General features: G+C 53.8%; 11 protein-coding genes. 2 read left to right on the top strand and 9 right to left on the bottom strand.

Annotated features, from left to right (window positions below; genetic code table 11):
- The 3 genes from hemC to B2067_RS12850 form a co-directional block, all read right to left on the bottom strand.
- Positions 1-885: hydroxymethylbilane synthase (gene hemC, locus B2067_RS12860; protein ID WP_301388707.1), on the bottom strand; the 885-nt coding region annotated here is incomplete at its 3' end.
- A gap of 76 nt (positions 886-961) precedes the next feature.
- Complete coding sequence (locus B2067_RS12855) at positions 962-1678, bottom strand: LytR/AlgR family response regulator transcription factor (protein ID WP_301377192.1); 717 nt, start codon at positions 1676-1678, stop codon at positions 962-964.
- A complete protein-coding gene (locus tag B2067_RS12850; protein ID WP_301388705.1) occupies positions 1675-2724 on the bottom strand; it encodes a sensor histidine kinase in 1050 nt (349 codons plus the stop codon). Before B2067_RS12850 ends, B2067_RS12855 begins: the two co-directional genes overlap by 4 nt.
- 156 nt (positions 2725-2880) lie before the next feature.
- Here B2067_RS12850 and argH point away from each other — a divergent pair, with 156 nt between their 5' ends.
- A complete protein-coding gene (argH, locus tag B2067_RS12845) occupies positions 2881-4278 on the top strand; it encodes an argininosuccinate lyase (protein ID WP_068436889.1) in 1398 nt (465 codons plus the stop codon).
- A 35-nt stretch (positions 4279-4313) separates the two neighbouring features.
- Here the strand turns inward: argH and B2067_RS12840 are convergent, their stop codons facing one another.
- From B2067_RS12840 to B2067_RS12815, 6 genes are all read right to left on the bottom strand, one after another.
- Positions 4314-4553, bottom strand: coding sequence for a hypothetical protein (locus tag B2067_RS12840; RefSeq protein WP_068436887.1), 240 nt, complete (start codon positions 4551-4553; stop codon positions 4314-4316).
- Between the two features lie 85 nt (positions 4554-4638).
- The gene (locus B2067_RS12835) at positions 4639-5517 is read right to left on the bottom strand and encodes a transglutaminase family protein (protein WP_068436885.1); all 879 of its coding nucleotides are present in this window, start codon (positions 5515-5517) and stop codon (positions 4639-4641) included.
- Positions 5517-8051 carry a circularly permuted type 2 ATP-grasp protein gene (locus B2067_RS12830; RefSeq protein WP_301388703.1) on the bottom strand — a complete coding sequence of 845 codons (2535 nt, stop codon included), beginning with the start codon at positions 8049-8051 and terminating at the stop codon, positions 5517-5519. Before B2067_RS12830 ends, B2067_RS12835 begins: the two co-directional genes overlap by 1 nt.
- Before the next feature lie 42 nt (positions 8052-8093).
- On the bottom strand, positions 8094-11528 hold the full coding sequence (locus tag B2067_RS12825) for a DUF2126 domain-containing protein (RefSeq protein ID WP_301388701.1): 3435 nt from the start codon (positions 11526-11528) through the stop codon (positions 8094-8096).
- Positions 11525-12481: an alpha-E domain-containing protein gene (locus B2067_RS12820; RefSeq protein WP_297531360.1), complete on the bottom strand. Its 957-nt coding sequence runs from the start codon at positions 12479-12481 to the stop codon at positions 11525-11527. Before B2067_RS12820 ends, B2067_RS12825 begins: the two co-directional genes overlap by 4 nt.
- Positions 12481-13944: a circularly permuted type 2 ATP-grasp protein gene (locus B2067_RS12815; protein WP_076514331.1), complete on the bottom strand. Its 1464-nt coding sequence runs from the start codon at positions 13942-13944 to the stop codon at positions 12481-12483. Before B2067_RS12815 ends, B2067_RS12820 begins: the two co-directional genes overlap by 1 nt.
- Positions 13945-14314: 370 nt before the next feature.
- Here B2067_RS12815 and B2067_RS12810 point away from each other — a divergent pair.
- Positions 14315-15996 (top strand): diguanylate cyclase domain-containing protein (locus B2067_RS12810; protein ID WP_301388700.1); only part of this gene is annotated, 1682 nt, incomplete at its 3' end.

Raw genomic sequence — 15996 nt, 5'->3', positions numbered from 1 at the left:
CAGGTCTTCTGCTGCCTTTATACCCAGCGCTTCGGCGTCTTCTGGCGAGCCCCGGTATTCGGTACGCAGCATTTGCTGGCCGTCTTCGCTACCCACCAGACAACGGAGCCACAATTCATCACCATCAATGATGGCGTAACAAGCGATGGGGACCTGACAGCCCCCTTGCAGGCGGCGGTTCATGGCACGTTCTGCCAATACACATTGTGCGGTTACTTCGTGGTGCAGCGGCGCGAGCAAGGCATGAATGTCTTTATCAGCACTGCGCCACTCAATCCCAAGGGCACCCTGCCCACCCGCTGGCAGTGATTCTTCTGCCGGCATGAATGCGGCAATGCGCTCATCCATTTCCATACGCAGCAGACCTGCAGAGGCAAGAATGATGGCATCGTATTCGCCAGCGTCCATCTTACCCAGACGCGTTTGTACGTTGCCGCGCAGACTCTTCACTTCAAGATCAGGGCGTCGCTCTTTGGCCTGACAGCCACGGCGCAGACTGGATGTACCGAGCACTGAGCCCTCTGGCATCTCGGCCAGAGCCTTGTATTTGTTCGAGACGAACGCATCCAGAGGGTTTTCGCGATCGCAGATCACACCGAGCTCAAGCCCTTCCGGAAACTCCATCGGCACGTCTTTCATTGAATGCACAGCGATATCCGCCCGCCCGTCGAGCATGGCGCTTTCCAGCTCTTTGACAAACAACCCTTTGCCACCGATTTTCGCCAGAGGCACATCCAGAATTTTGTCTCCCTGAGTGGTAAATGTAACCAGCTCAACCTCAAGCCCCGGATGCAACGCTTCCAGGCGGGCCTTAATGTGTTCGGCCTGCCACATGGCCAGTGGGCTTTTGCGGGTCGCAATGCGGAGTAGGGATGGTGTCGGCATGATGTCCTCGAACCTGAAACTGTGCATTTATCAAGCGCGGATGATAACAGGATTGGGGGGCGATTGCTGCGCGGCCTCAGCCGCCGCGCAGATGCTTCTTCACACCGGGCGCGTGGCGCCGGCTCACTGGCAGAGGTTGATCACAATCCCGCAGCCACAAAACAACACCGTCATCGGTGTTTTCGAGGCGCTGAACCCGGTCGGACGCAACAAGGTAGCTGCGGTGAATCCGCATAAAGCGTTGCGGAAATTCTTCTTCCAATTGCTTCAGCGAATCGTCTATCAGGGTCTCTCCGTCAGCATGGTGCATACTGACGTATTTCTGGTCTGCGCTGAAAAACAGCACATCATCTACCGGGGTCAGCACTAAGCCTTGCGACGTTCGCGCACTGATGTGTGTACGCGCAGCCGGACCGGACACCTGCCGACTCAGACGTTCTGCCGCCCGGCTCAACGCCCGGGTGAGATCTTCTTTGCGGATCGGTTTCAGCAGGTAATCTGCAGCATCCACATCGAAAGCCGCCAGAGCGTGATCGTCAAAGGCGGTACAGAAGACGATGACAGGGGCACTTGGCAGCGTTCTGATTTTCTCTGCGGCCTGCAAACCATCCAGGCCGGGCATCTGGATATCGAGCAGAACAAGATCCGCTCTGAACTGCGACAACCAATCCACTGCCGCCTGCCCATCTCCGGCTTCAGCGACACACGTAAAGTCTTTGTGCTCCTCAAGCAGGCGTTTCAGACGCTGCCGTGCGAGGGGCTCATCATCCACCACCAGAACACGGTAATTCATACTTTCTCCCCGCTTCTCGGAATCAGGATACGTGCTTCGTAACGGTCACCATGATCATCAACTGTCAGTGTCGCGCCGTCACCAAAGAGGGCTTCGAGGCGCGCTCTTATATTCTGGTGAGCGATACGATTACCACCCGACTCAACTGAGCTCTTGCTCTTGCTATTACTGATGCTCAATAGCCAGCCGTTGGCAGCTTCATTTAACGATACCTGAATGAAACCCTGCTCCACGACGGGCTGAATACCGTGATAAACAGCATTCTCAAGCAAAGGCTGCAATATTAATTGTGGCACTCTGATATCAGGCAAAACGTGAGGGAGTTCCCATTCCACCTGCATCCGCTCACCCAGACGGGTCTGTTCTATATCCAGATACCCTTGCCCCAACTTGATCTCTTCGCTCAGCGGGGTGGTCTCTTCGGTTCCGCGTAAGACAGCGCGGAACAGCTGAGCCAGCTCAAGCAGCATATACTCCGCCTTCTCAGGATCAATCACGATTAAAGAAGCGACAGTGTTGAGCGTATTAAAAAAGAAGTGTGGGCGGATATTTGCCTGCAATGCTGCAAGACGTGCGCGCAGTTCTGCCTGAATCTGAAGGCGCCACTGGCTCTGCACGTAAAAGTAACGCATCGCCATCGCCGAAAAAATTGCGCTGACCAGTTGGTTGCGGGCAACCCAGTACCAGTCCAGCGAGGGCTGGATGGCCGGCAAGAAGATTTCGCCCAGCAGACTGATGCATAACGTCACCAGCTGAATAATCAATAACGCCACTACCGAAGCAGCCCACACCGGCAGCCTCGCCAGCTGGCTACGGGCCTGACACAACACCGCCACGGATACTAACGCTACCCATTGAACAAACAGTGAAACCAGCCCAAAGCGAATTCCTGAAAACCCGTCGATACCGCTTTCGATCAATGTCAGAGCCAGAACCAGCGCTTCACTGACAATCAGCAGTATGAGTACGGCACGGGCATTACACAGGTCCGGCAAAAAGAAGCCGTCCAGAAGCTCGTCCCGGGTCTGGGTCTGTTTGTCCTTCACACCATGTCCTGTTTCAGTCGCAGCAAACGCTTCACCAGAGTTTCACTATATTCTGCCCTGCCGTAAAGGGCAGATTACTCCGGTATGAACGTAAAGCCGCAAAGGCTATAATCACGCCTTTCTTCAATTCAACGAATGTCCGATCAGAGGTGCCTGATGACCGACCAATCCACAAACGCTTCCTGGGGAGGCCGCTTTTCTGAAGCGACCGACGCCTTTGTCGCCCGCTATACCGCCTCTGTGGAGTTTGATCAGCGCATGTACCGCCAGGACATTCAGGGCTCCATCGCGCATGCAACCATGCTGTGCAAAGTAGGTGTTCTGACTGAGCAGGAGCGCGACGACATCATCAATGGCCTGAACGAAATTCAGAGCGACATTGAGAATGGCAAATTCGAGTGGTCCATCGAGCTTGAAGACGTGCACATGAACATTGAAGCTGCCCTGACGGCCAAGATTGGTATTACGGGCAAGAAGCTACACACTGGCCGCTCCCGTAACGACCAGGTAGCGACGGACATCCGTCTGTACATGCGTGATGAGATCGACGTTATCTCTGCCGAACTGACGCGCCTGCAACAAGGTCTGGTTGAGCTGGCTGAACGTGAAGCCGACACCATCATGCCGGGCTTTACCCATCTACAGACCGCACAGCCAGTGACCTTTGGTCATCACCTGCTGGCCTGGAACGAAATGCTTGAGCGTGATTACGCCCGCCTTCAGGACTGCCGCAAGCGCGTGAACCAGATGCCTCTGGGCGCTGCTGCACTCGCTGGTACGACCTACCCCATCGACCGTCATTACACTGCCGAGCTACTGGGCTTTGAAGCACCGACCGAGAACAGTCTCGATTCCGTCTCTGACCGTGACTTCGCCATCGAATTTACCAGTGCAGCGTCTCTGATTATGATGCACATGTCGCGCTTCTCTGAAGAACTGGTGCTGTGGGCCTCGGCTCAGTTCCAGTTTGTCGACCTGCCAGACCGCTTCTGCACGGGTTCATCCATCATGCCGCAGAAGAAAAACCCGGACGTACCTGAACTGGTGCGTGGTAAAACCGGTCGCGTGTATGGCCATATGATCAGCCTGCTGACGTTGATGAAATCACAGCCACTGGCCTACAACAAAGACAATCAGGAAGATAAAGAACCACTGTTCGATACCGCAGACACTCTGCGTGACTCACTGCGCGCATTTGCCGACATGGTTCCACACCTGCAGGCGAAGAAAGAGTTTATGCGTGAGGCGGCCATGCGCGGTTTCTCTACCGCAACGGACCTTGCTGACTATGTAGTTCGTAAAGGCATTCCATTCCGTGATGCACACGAAATTGTCGGTAAAGCGGTCGCTTACGGTCTGGAAACAGGCAAAGATCTGAGCGAAATGACGCTCGAAGAACTGAAGCAGTTTTCGGATCAGATTTCTGAAGATGTATTCGATGTTCTGACACTGGAAGGATCTGTCGCGGCTCGCGATCATATTGGCGGAACCGCGCCTGATCAGGTGCGTGCAGCGGCTGGCAGAGCACGCCAGAAACTGTCGGCTCGCGGCTAAGCGTGAGGCTCAGCTGAAATGAAAAGGGCAGCGGATCAGCTGCCCTTTTTTTTGAACCAACCCGGCACGTTATTGACCGACACGAAGCGGAACACCAACACCGCGTGCACCAGACCAATGATCAGCCCCATGCCCATTTGCCCGGTTTCCATCAGCTCCCAGACCAACATTGGCAGAGTCAGAATCGGAAACCATGCGATGTAGCGAAAAAAAACACGCTCAAATCGCGTCGTAGGCAGATCCTGTTTACTCATATCCTGTTTCTGCGTCGTCATACAATACCTCCATCAGAAGGTCAGCTTGGCACCACGGCCAGTCTCTGCCTATTAGAGGAAAGTCGAATAAGCCTGTGCCGACTATTCAGACCCGACTCACATCCACAGAGACTGTCATTTCAGGCGCTGAGCCCCCACCAAAGATCACACCTTTCAGCGGCGTTACATCGTTAAAATCACGCCCCCAGGCAGTGATAATATGTTGCTCTCCGGCAAGGCAATTGTTCGTCGGATCAAATTCTACCCAGCCCTCACCCGGCGAGAATACCGATAACCAGGCATGCGTTGCATCAGCACCTACCAACTTTTCCTGACCCGGTGGTGGCAATGTTTCGAGGTACCCGGAAACGTACTTGGCAGCAAAACCCAAGGAGCGCAGACAGGCGATCTGCAGGTGAGCAAAATCCTGGCAGACCCCTTTTTTGTTCTGCATAACTTCGGACAGAGGTGTCGCAATGGTTGTCGCCAACGGCGAATAGCTGAACTCTTCGTAGATTCGAGCAGTCAGTGCAAAGCACGCCGATAACAGAGAACGGTCAGCAGTAAAAAGATCTGCGGCGTAATCTCGGAATTCAGGCGCCGCCGCAATCATGGATGAGTCCAACTGGTATTCACGGGCCAGCAGTACATCCTCTGATTTCGACTGCTGCATTTTGCTTAGCACTTCCGCGCAGGTGCTACCAAGATCGAGATTGGTGTCTGCAATCTGCGGGCGGGTTTCTACCTGACTGGTAGCAGTGATCGTCAAGGCCTTGTGAGGCCGCTGAATTTCAAACTGAAACACCTGATTGCCGAAATAATCTTCCCGGCGCTGCTCCATGGCCAGTTCTGGCGTAACTTCTATCTTGCTGTTGATGCAGGTCTGACGCTGGGTCGTGCGCGGGATCATCTGTGCCAGGTTATAGCAGTGTGAGACCCGGCTGGCGTATTTATAGGCGGTAATATGTTTAATCAGGTACTTCATTACAGTCCCTCCCAGCGAGCATCGACCAGCTGTTGCGAGTCTTCTCTGTGATCAAAGTAGCGATCGCCGATCATATCGCTGATGTCCATCAGGGCGTTATCCAGAGTCTGCATCTCTTCAATCAGCACTTTACGCTCACCTTCCGTACTTGCAGACAATTCAGAGAGCGTAAACAAGCGCACGCGCGTACTGCATTCGATCAGTGCTTTCTCTGCAGGCGGTAACTCATGGAGATAACCAGCATGACTCGGCAGCTTACGTAGCTGTCGCAGTATATTGCCGAGCTGATACATCACCGAACGTGGGTTATCCGTATCCAGCAGAACCAGATCCAGGCCGCTGCGCAGATCCGGGCGAGCCCCGTAACGACGACGATAAGTAATCAGGCCTTCGAGTGTGAGCAATAAAGCTTCGGCTATACGCGACTGCTCTGGTTCCATCATCTCAGGACCAAGCAAGGTGCCTGCGAGCCGCCCAGTCTGCATGGCTCGTTCGATTCGACGGCCCAATTCCATAAAGCGCCAACCGTAACCGCGGGTCATGCTCTCGTGAGTCAGGCCCGCCAAGGCCATTAATGCTGTGACCAGAGGGTCGAGTACTTCATCAGGGCTAAGGTAGGCATCCTGCTCATCGCCATCCAGCAGCGGAATCGCATCGCGTATGTCATTGATTACCCGGTAGGTATCAGAGGACAGCAGCTCTTTGGCTTCATCGGCACAGAAAAGCATGCTGTTGAGGGTATTCGCAATCGACTGCGGCGCTTCTCCGCGGCGCAGAGCTTCAATCATTGCCTCATCGCTCTCCGGCGTTTTCATAGGCGCAATAGTCGCCAACTCAGTCACGGCCTTCAGTAACGTCAGGCGCAGATCTGACGACAGAGGATCTTCACCGTTAAGCATGGAGTACGCAGTTCGCAACAGACGCAGACAGGCTTCTGCACGCTCAGCGTAGCGCCCCATCCAGAACAGGTTCTCAAGCACGCGGCTAGGTAGGTTGGTCGCTTCACTTTCCCGCGCAGGCGCAACATCTTCGTGCTGATTGGTAACGATGCGCTCGGGCTCAGAGGCGACGACCCAGGTATCTTTACTGGTCGCTCCCGCCTGACCAGAGATCAGCAGTGCATCTTCTTTGAGGCCAACCCGGGTCAAGCCGCCCGGCATCACACTGTATGAGCCGGTACCCGCAACCGTGAAGGCGCGGAGTATCGCGGGCCGCGGTGCCAGTACTTCATTCTGAAGAGTCGGTAAGAAACTGGATTCAAGCACCGGTTGTCCGACATAACGCTGAGGCTCACTTTTGATAAGAGCAGCCATATTGGCTAACTCATCAGCGCTGGCCTTGGGGCCAAAGAAGCTGAGTTCGCCGGGTTTACGATACGTAGGTTTCACCACCAGCTTCGCCAGGTTATCCAGAACATAGGTCATGTCAGTAGGATCACCACACCACCATGTCTGCACGCTGTTGAGGCGAGGCTCACGCCCAAGTAGCGCGCGACCGATGTCCGGGAGATATTTCAGCAGCGCTGGACTTTCAAGAATGCCCGAGCCCAGAGAGTTGGCCACCACCAGGTTGCCAGCCCTGACCACCTGCAGCAGACCGGGCACACCGAGGCGGGAATCACCGCGCAGTTCTACCGGATCACAGAACCAGTCATCAACGCGACGCATAAGTACATCGACCCGGCTGAGACCATCCAGCGATTTCATCCAGAGAAATCCACCACGAACGACCAGGTCATCACTCTGAACCAGATAAAACCCGAGGTAATTCGCCAGATAGGCGTGTTCAAAATAGGTTTCATTACGAGGGCCAGGGGTCAACACCGCGATACGAGGCGAGGGTCTGTGAGGGCACAGGCTCTGCATTTTGCTACGCAACTGGCGGAAGTAGCCGGCCAGGCGATGAACGTGACTATCGCGGAATAAGCTCGGCAAGACACGCGACATCACCGTACGATTTTCGAGCGCGTAACCTGCGCCACTCGGGCTCTGAGTTCTGTCCGCAAGCACCATCATTTTACCGTCTGGGCCACGGGCCATATCAGCAGCGTGAATAATGAGATCATGCTCGCCGGGCATACGCAGCCCCTGACAGGCGCGCAGAAAACCGCGATTCGCGTAAATGATTTCAGGAGGGATAACGCCAGTGCGTATCAGTTGGCGTGGGCCGTAAATGTCCCGCAATAATAGATTCAGCAGCTCCGCACGCTCAACCAGCCCACTTTCAATGGCTGCCCAGTCATCACTGCTGATGACATTAGGAATAAGATCGAGCCCCCAGGTACGGGAGTCGTTCTGCTTATCGCGGAAATTGTCACTGTAGATGTTGTACGTCGCGCCGTCGTCACGCAACAAGCGACGGGCCTTAGCCTGACGGTCATGCAGGACGCTGCCCGGCATTCCTGCCAGGCTCTCCATGACATAATTCCAGTGCGGATGCATGGTACCGGCGGCATCGTAAACAGCATCACCGCTGCGTTGCAGCGGTGGATACAGGTCTTCGGCAGTCGGCGTGATGGCTGACTCATCAGTCATATTGGCTATCTCAGGTTATCTGGCCGCAATTATGGCAGATTCTCAGCGTTTAGGCTGAGTTCTGAGATCCAGCGTCAGAGGATACTCATCATACGACTCTTCCGCCGGGGCACTCATCGGCCTGACATCTGTATGCGCAGTAAATTCGCGCATGGCATCAATCTCAGGGCGAGGCGTATAAGGCCCCTGTGTGTGATCTGTCGTGGTGAAACGATTGCCACGGCGGGACTCGGCTTCAGCAGCATTCACTGGGAATACGTCATAGCTGCGCCCACCCGGATGAGACACATGATAGGTCGCTCCACCCACCGAGCGCCCGTTCCAGGTGTCGATCAGATCGAAATGCAGGGGAACATGAACATCAATGGTCGGATGCAGTGCCGATGGCGGCGCCCAGGCTTTGTAGCGCACACCCGCCACGAACTCACCGTGCTTACCAGTAGCCCGCAGCGGCACCTTACGTCCGTTACATGCCAGAATATAGCGACTACCCGTCATCCCGGTAACGCGAACCTGCAAACGTTCTACAGAAGAATCTACGTAACGCGCGGTACCAAAGCTGGAGACTTCTTCACCAAGTACATTCCATGGCTCAATAGCCCAGCTCAATTCAAGTGACAGATCCCCGAGATTCACCGTGCCATAGTGGGGGAAGCGGAATTCACGGAAAGGCAGTAACCATTCGGCCCTGAAATCCAGACCATGTTCCTGCAGATCGGCTGCCACATCTTTAATATCCTGCCAGATATAGTGCGGCAACATGAATTGGTCGTGTAAACGAGTGCCCCAACGCTCAAGCTTCTGCTTGTAGGGCTTACGCCAGAACCGTACAACCAGAGCACGAAGCAGAAGCGCCTGAACCAGTGCCATACGGCTATGCGGCGGCATCTCAAATCCACGGAATTCGAGAATGCCCAGTCGCCCGGACGGACTGCCTGGAGCGAACAGTTTATCGATACAGAATTCAGCCCGGTGCGTGTTGCCCGTCATATCAATCAGCAGATTGCGTAACAGGCGATCAACCAACCAGGGCTGCGCGACGTCCCCGTCAGGCATCTGCTGAAAAGCAATTTCCAATTCATACAGAGCTTCATCACGGCCCTCATCGACTCGTGGAGCCTGGCTGGTAGGGCCGATAAAGGCGCCAGAAAACAGGTACGACAGTGAAGGGTGGTTTTGCCAGAAGGTAACAAAACTGCGCAGGAGATCAGGCCGTCTCAGGAAGGGGCTGTCGGAAGGCGTCGCACCACCTAAGGTAATGTGATTGCCACCTCCGGTGCCCGTGTGACGACCATCCAGCATGAATTTCTCAGTACTCAACCGGCTTTCTTTGGCAGCCTGATATAACTCAGTCATGTTGCTGACCATATCGGACCAGTTGTCTGACGGGTGAATATTCACCTCGATCACGCCCGGATCGGGAGTCACCAACAGCTTTTGCATGCGATGGTCTTTCGGCGGCTCATAGCCCTCAATAATGACAGGTAGATCCAGCTCCATTGCTGTCCGCTCTATCAGCGCCAGCAGATTCACGTAGCTTTCGAGGTAAGGCAGCGGCGGAAGAAACAAGTGTAACTTACCGTCGCGGGCTTCAATGCCCAGTGCCGTACGCACCAGATTTTTCCAGCGATAATCGTCTTTCTTCGCCGCAGACTCAGTCTTCTCGTTGCCCTCGACCTTCTTCTGAGCACTTTGTTTTTGCACAGGGGGCGTCGATGATGTCGGCGAAAGCGGTTGCGACTGAGCCACCGGGCGACTGTTACGCGCCAGTGCCTCTTTTACTGCGGCATCGGCGGTTTCCAGAGGTCCGGCTTCGCGGTGCGGGTCAGCCTCCTGAATCAGAGGATCTTCTTCCGCAGGTGGCAGACTCTCCAGCGGCAGACGAAGCCCCATCGGCGAATCGCCCGGGATCAGAGTCAGACGCCCGCGGCGGAACTGCCACTCGCTGGACTGCCAGCAATGTCCGTAGAAATTCCACTCAAGCGGCAGTACGTACCCGGTCGGGGTGTCCAGCCCCTGCTCTAACACCCGTGCCAGTCGACGGCGCTCAAGGCTGTCTTTGCTGCTGGCAATCCGGCTATCGATATTCTCCGGTAAATTCTGCTCCTGCAGCAGATAATGCAGTCCATCTTCATACGCAGGTTGAGCACAACGCTGCGGAACGTTCAGTAACTCTGCAAGCCGTCGGGCAAATGCCCGTGCGTCTTCCTCGGTGTGTCCGTAATGTTTATCTACGCGGGCAAGCAGGTCTTTGTCCTGCCATAAAGGTTCGCCGTCGCTACGCCAGAATAAACCTAACGCCCAGCGCGGTACTTCTTCTCCCGGATACCACTTGCCCTGGCCATAATGCAGCAGGCCTTTCGGTGCAAAGTGGTCTCGCAGACGGAGCAACAGGGTTTTCGCTAATGCCAGTTTGTCTTTGCCCAGCGCTTCGGTATTCCACTGCGCGGATTCCATGTCATCGATAGATACAAACGTTGGCTCGCCGCCCATTGTCAGACGGACGTCTTCATCTTTCAGAATACGATCAACTTTCTCACCCAAAGCCAGAGCGTCTTCCCATTCAGATTCGGTATACGGCTTGGTCACCCGCGGGTCTTCATGGAAACGAGTGACTTCGTTTGAGAAAGTAAACTCGACTTCACACTCATCAGTGAAGCCAGAAATAGGAGCAGCAGAGCTCGGCTCTGGCGTGCAGGCAAGTGGGATATGCCCCTCGGATGCAAACAGCCCAGAGGTCGGGTCGAGCCCCACCCATCCAGCACCCGGCAGATAGACTTCGCACCAGGCATGCAGGTCGGTGAAGTCAGCTTCAGGGCCAGAAGGACCGTCGAGAGATTTCTCATCGGATTTGAGCTGAACCAGATAGCCAGATGCAAAACGGGCGGCCAGCCCCAGGTGACGCAGTAACTGCACCATCAACCAGGCAGAATCCCGACAAGAACCTTTGCCTTTTTCCAGTGTTTCTTCCGGCGTCTGAACGCCCGGTTCCATGCGCACCAGATAATCGATGTCCTGCTGCAATCGCATATTGATATCGACAAGAAAATCGATGGTGCGCTTTTTCTCACGCGGAATACTTTCCAGCAGCGTGGTGAACATTTCACCTTCGGTGGTGCAATGCAGGTAGGGTTCCAGCTCTTTCTTCAGGCTCTTTCCGTATTTGAACGGAAATTCCTCAGCGTACTCTTCAATAAAAAAGTCGAACGGGTTGATCACCGTCATATCGGCGATTACTTCAACCTCTACCGATAAGCAGCGACTTTTTTCAGGAAAAACGAGTCGCGCCTGAAAGTTACCGTACGGGTCTTGCTGCCAGTTAATAAAGTGCTCTTCCGGCTCTATTTTCAGACTGTATGAGCGGATAGGTGTGCGGCAGTGAGGTGCCGGACGCAAACGCACCACGTGCGGAGATAATGACACCGGGCGATCAAAGTCATACCGGGTTTTATGATTAAGTGCGACTGTAATTGTCATTGGGCCACCGCCAGTTGTTCCTGATCATTCAGGAACCAGGTACGACTGATAGAAAAATGAAGATACTGCAGTGAAATCTGCAGATCGTTCAGGGCTTCCCGCATTTCAGGGCCGGGAGCGCTATCCTCAGCACGATCTGTGACAGTCTTATGAAGCTTGCGGATATCCGCGATAATTTTTTCGGCGCGCGGCAGGGCTTTTGCCCCCTGAATCATGTCATTGAGGCAGTATTCAACCGAGCGGGGAAAACGCTGATCCGTCAACAGAAAGCTGCAGACCAGAGGTGCTTTCACCGAGCTACGCATTGCCCGGCGATAGGGCTGGTCAGCACTGAGCGAACGAAGGACATTCCCCCAGATAATCTGCTGACTATTAACAGCAAAGTCATCGTCTTCAATCTGCATGATAGCCGCAGTCGCAGCATCCAGATTCCGGGTGGTCATATCGGCGCGCTCAAGATTCTGTCCCAGCTTCAGCATTTCCCAGGCACTGTCACGCGGCATATTGACCTGCCACAGACCAATAATCTGCTGACAGGCACTGATCACATTACCCAAAAATTCATGCCGGTCGCGGCGGTTAATCCCCTGCTGCAGATGATCCTGAACATACTGACTCAGTTCGTTCACCAGCTCCCAGGTGTCCGCGGGGATAACATCACGCGTAGTCCGAATATTCTCACGAATGGCCTTGAGTGAGGTCACAATAGAGCTGGGGTTCGTATCGTCGCCGACCAGAAACTTCACCACGTTACGCTCATCCTGCACGGAATAACGCTCGTTGAAATCCTGCTCAAGACTGTTAATTACAATCAGGTTATACCAACCCAGATTAACCTGACGCGGCAGGTCGAAAAGCAGGGTGTCGTAAATACTCAACATACGGGCTGTGCTTTCTACCCGTTCAAGATAGCGGGCGGCCCAGTAAACCCGTTCAGCAACTTTCGATAACATCAGGCTTTCCCCGCAGACGTATCAACAATCCAGGTATCTTTACTACCACCACCTTGCGATGAATTAACTACCAGAGAGCCTTTTTTCATCGCTACCCGCGTCAGTCCGCCAGTCGTTACGTAACTTGATTCGCCCTGAAGGATGAAGGGTCTCAGGTCGAGGTGACGGGGCTCGACTTTACTGCGCCCGACAAGTGTTGGCGCTGTTGATAACGCCAACGTTGGCTGAGCAATATAATTTCGCGGATTGGCTTTAATCAGCTCAGCAAATTGTTCTCGTTCTTTTTTAGTACTGTGCGGGCCCACCAGCATGCCGTAACCGCCAGACTCGTTAGCTGGTTTTACGACCAGTTTATCGAGGTTATCCAGCACGTATTCACGCTGCTTGTCGTCGTAGCAGAGGTAAGTTTCGACATTCGGAATCAAAGGCTCTTCGCTCAGATAATAACGAATGATATCGGGTACGTACGCATACACGACTTTATCATCGGCGACGCCTGCACCCGGCGCATTTGCCAGAGCAACTTTGCCCTTGCGCCATGCACGCATCAGTCCAGGGACTCCCAGTACTGATTCAGGATGAAACACTTCAGGGTCGAGGAACATGTCGTCAATACGGCGATAAATAACATCAACCCGCTCCAGACCAGAGATTGTCTTCATATAGACGCAGTCATCTTTACCGACGACGAGGTCGCTGCCTTCGACCAACTCAGCCCCCATGCGTTGAGCCAGGAAGGCATGTTCAAAGTACGCCGAATTAAAAATGCCTGGAGTCAGAACCACGACCACCGGGCTGGAGCTCTGACGTGGCGACAAAGAAGCCAGCATATTAAAGAGAGCTTCTGGATAATCACCAACCGGCGCGATACTGACTTTTTCAAACACCTCAGGCAGAACCCGCTTCATAATGGAACGGTTCTCGAGCATGTAAGAAACGCCGGAAGGCACCCGCAGGTTGTCCTCAAGTACATAAAACTGGCCGTCACCATCGCGGACAAGATCGGTCCCACAGATGTGCGCCCAGACACCAAAGCGCGGATTAACGCCCTCACACTCAGGTCGATAGTTCTTCGACTGTTTCAGTACAAACTCAGGAATGACGCCGTCTTTAATGATCTTCTGTTCATGGTACAGATCATCAATAAACATATTCAGCGCCTTCAGACGCTGACGCAGACCCGCCGCTGTTTTCTCCCACTGCTGAGCCGATATGATCCGGGGCACGATATCAAATGGCCAGGCGCGGTCGATGTTCTCACCTTCACTGTAAACGGTGAAAGAAACCCCCATATCTTTGATAGTGGACTCAGCGGCCAGCTTACGTGACTGTATTTCTTCTTCTGTCAGGCTATTCAGATAGTTGGCGAGTTGCCGGGCGGGGACTCTAGGGTTTCCGGGCGAGCTGATCAGCTCATCGTAGAAACCCTCCTGTAATTCGTAGTGCTTCCAATTTATCGACATGCAGAACCGTTCCACGGTGATTCTCGAATTTTATGCACCTATTCAGGCACTTCGTCACCTTTACAGCAATAGACGAACCGGCCGGCTGGCGCATTGTCCACATTGGCATCATCAGGCTAATAGAGGCCACTCCGTGTCCCCCCCGGGCAACCCTCTACAGCACTGCTACACTGAATGTCAGTATCAACAAACCGTCATCAGGGGGGGCACGCGCGATCGTGCACCGTGCAGTGAGTATTCTGCGACAACTAAATAAGCTACAGAGTGCAGTGTTCGATTTTGGGGCACAAAATCCCCGAAAGCCCAGCAGGGGGTCAGAGTGACGCCTCGGAGATCGCTTGCTCAGCTGTTACTGAACTGGTCCCTGCTGATGCTAGGACTGATTACCTGTGGGCTTGGCTATCTGTTACTGCAGCTCCAACTGGAACAGTTTTCGAGCAACTGGGAACGACGCATCAGCTTCGAGCTGGAAAGTATTGCCAAAAACGTGGAGTACCACGTCAGCCAAAGTAGTAGCCATGTTGTCGAGAACCAGATCCGGGAGAGTATCGACGATCCATCGCTGCGTTATCTTGCCGTTCTCTCTGAGGCTGGTGATCGGGTTATCTTCTCGAGTAATGCCGGCGACCGGCTCCACAACACCAAATACCGATTGAGCAGTCATTCGCTGAATACCGGTGTGCAGCAACCTCAGATTGAGCGCTATAAATCCGAATTCTATGCCTTGTTTCCCGTCAGCCTCAAATATCCGGCATCGCCAGATTCAGTGGCCAGTACAGCCGATCAGGCCGTAATGAACGATGTCCGCGGGTGGGTATTTGCGCATTATGATGCACACAACGATTACGACTCCATGCTGCGCTCTCTGGCCAGGAAAACAATCCTGGTTGCCTTGCTCGTAATTATTTTTCTGGTCGTTCAGAGCCAGATACTTCGCAAATATATTCTGATACCGGTCAAACACCTGGTTCAGCTGACGAGCTCTATCAAGCAGGGTAAGTACGCCAGTATTCCTGAAAGCCGCAGCGCAACCGAGATTGCGCAACTGGAAGAAGCATTTAACGACCTCAGTGAACACCTTGATGAAACGACCAGCCGGATTGCCCACCAGCAGGCGCTGAACGATGCCTTCACTGCAGGTTTTCCGGATATCGGCTTACTCGTGACCGCCACTGGGGTAATCAACGGACGCTTTGGCAACCCAGACGGCCGAATTCAACGCCTGAATGAAGACCTCACAGGCACGCCTTTTACCGCCTGGCTCAACCTGTCAGCAACCCGAAAAATAGAGGAAGCCCGCAATCAGGCTCTGGAAAAGAAAGAACTTGTGATTACTGAGTTCAATCATGATGACCTCTATCTCGAATCGCGGATGATCCCGCTTGAAGAACACGCAAACATGCAGGACGCTCTGATCTGGCTGATTCGTGATATCTCAGAAGTGAAACGTAAGCAGGAGCTCATCGAGTACCAGGCTAACTACGATCCGCTCACCGAGCTCGCGAATCGAAGAATGGCACTGCAGGAGCTGGAAAAGAAAATCGCCTGGTCGGAGGACGATAAGACCTGTGGTAGCGTACTCTTCATCGATCTCGATCACTTCAAAAATATCAACGACTCATTGGGGCACCCGATCGGTGATCGCCTGTTGATCGAAGCATCACACCGCCTGAAGGCTACCGTCAACGAGAGGGATCTGATCGCTCGCCTGGGGGGGGATGAATTTCTGATTGTTCCTGATGAAGTTTTCAGCGCGCATGAACTTGCCGAAGAAAGCGCGGTTGAGCTGGGTACCGCCGTGCTTCAAGCTATTCGCAAGCCTTTCTGTATCGATATCAATAAATTCCATATGACTGCCAGTATCGGTATTTCGATTTTCCCCTCGACCGACTGCGGGGCAAACGATCTGATACGCCAGGCAGATACGGCGATGTATTGGGCGAAACATCAAGGGCGCTCGCAACTCTGCCTGTACAATCACAGAATGCAGGAAGAGACTCGCGAACGGCTTCATCTGTTTAACGATCTTTATCAGGCCATCCGCGATAACGG

It is taken from the genome of Thalassolituus sp. UBA2590, from assembly GCF_002339775.1.
GTDB lineage: Bacteria > Pseudomonadota > Gammaproteobacteria > Pseudomonadales > Oceanobacteraceae > Thalassolituus.
Note: the sequence above shows the minus strand (reverse complement) of the source record. Positions and strands in the feature narration are given on the sequence as shown.

Excerpts from the sequence above, each read along its gene's own strand:
- B2067_RS12855 (WP_301377192.1), bottom strand. The coding sequence starts at position 1,678 with ATGAATTACCGTGTTCTGGTGGTGGATGATGAGCCCCTCGCACGGCAG.
- B2067_RS12835 (WP_068436885.1), bottom strand. The coding sequence starts at position 5,517 with ATGAAGTACCTGATTAAACATATTACCGCCTATAAATACGCCAGCCGG.
- B2067_RS12825 (WP_301388701.1), bottom strand. The coding sequence starts at position 11,528 with ATGACAATTACAGTCGCACTTAATCATAAAACCCGGTATGACTTTGAT.
- B2067_RS12830 (WP_301388703.1), bottom strand. The coding sequence starts at position 8,051 with ATGACTGATGAGTCAGCCATCACGCCGACTGCCGAAGACCTGTATCCA.
- argH (WP_068436889.1), top strand. The coding sequence starts at position 2,881 with ATGACCGACCAATCCACAAACGCTTCCTGGGGAGGCCGCTTTTCTGAA.
- B2067_RS12840 (WP_068436887.1), bottom strand. The coding sequence starts at position 4,553 with ATGACGACGCAGAAACAGGATATGAGTAAACAGGATCTGCCTACGACG.
- B2067_RS12820 (WP_297531360.1), bottom strand. The coding sequence starts at position 12,481 with ATGTTATCGAAAGTTGCTGAACGGGTTTACTGGGCCGCCCGCTATCTT.
- B2067_RS12815 (WP_076514331.1), bottom strand. The coding sequence starts at position 13,944 with ATGTCGATAAATTGGAAGCACTACGAATTACAGGAGGGTTTCTACGAT.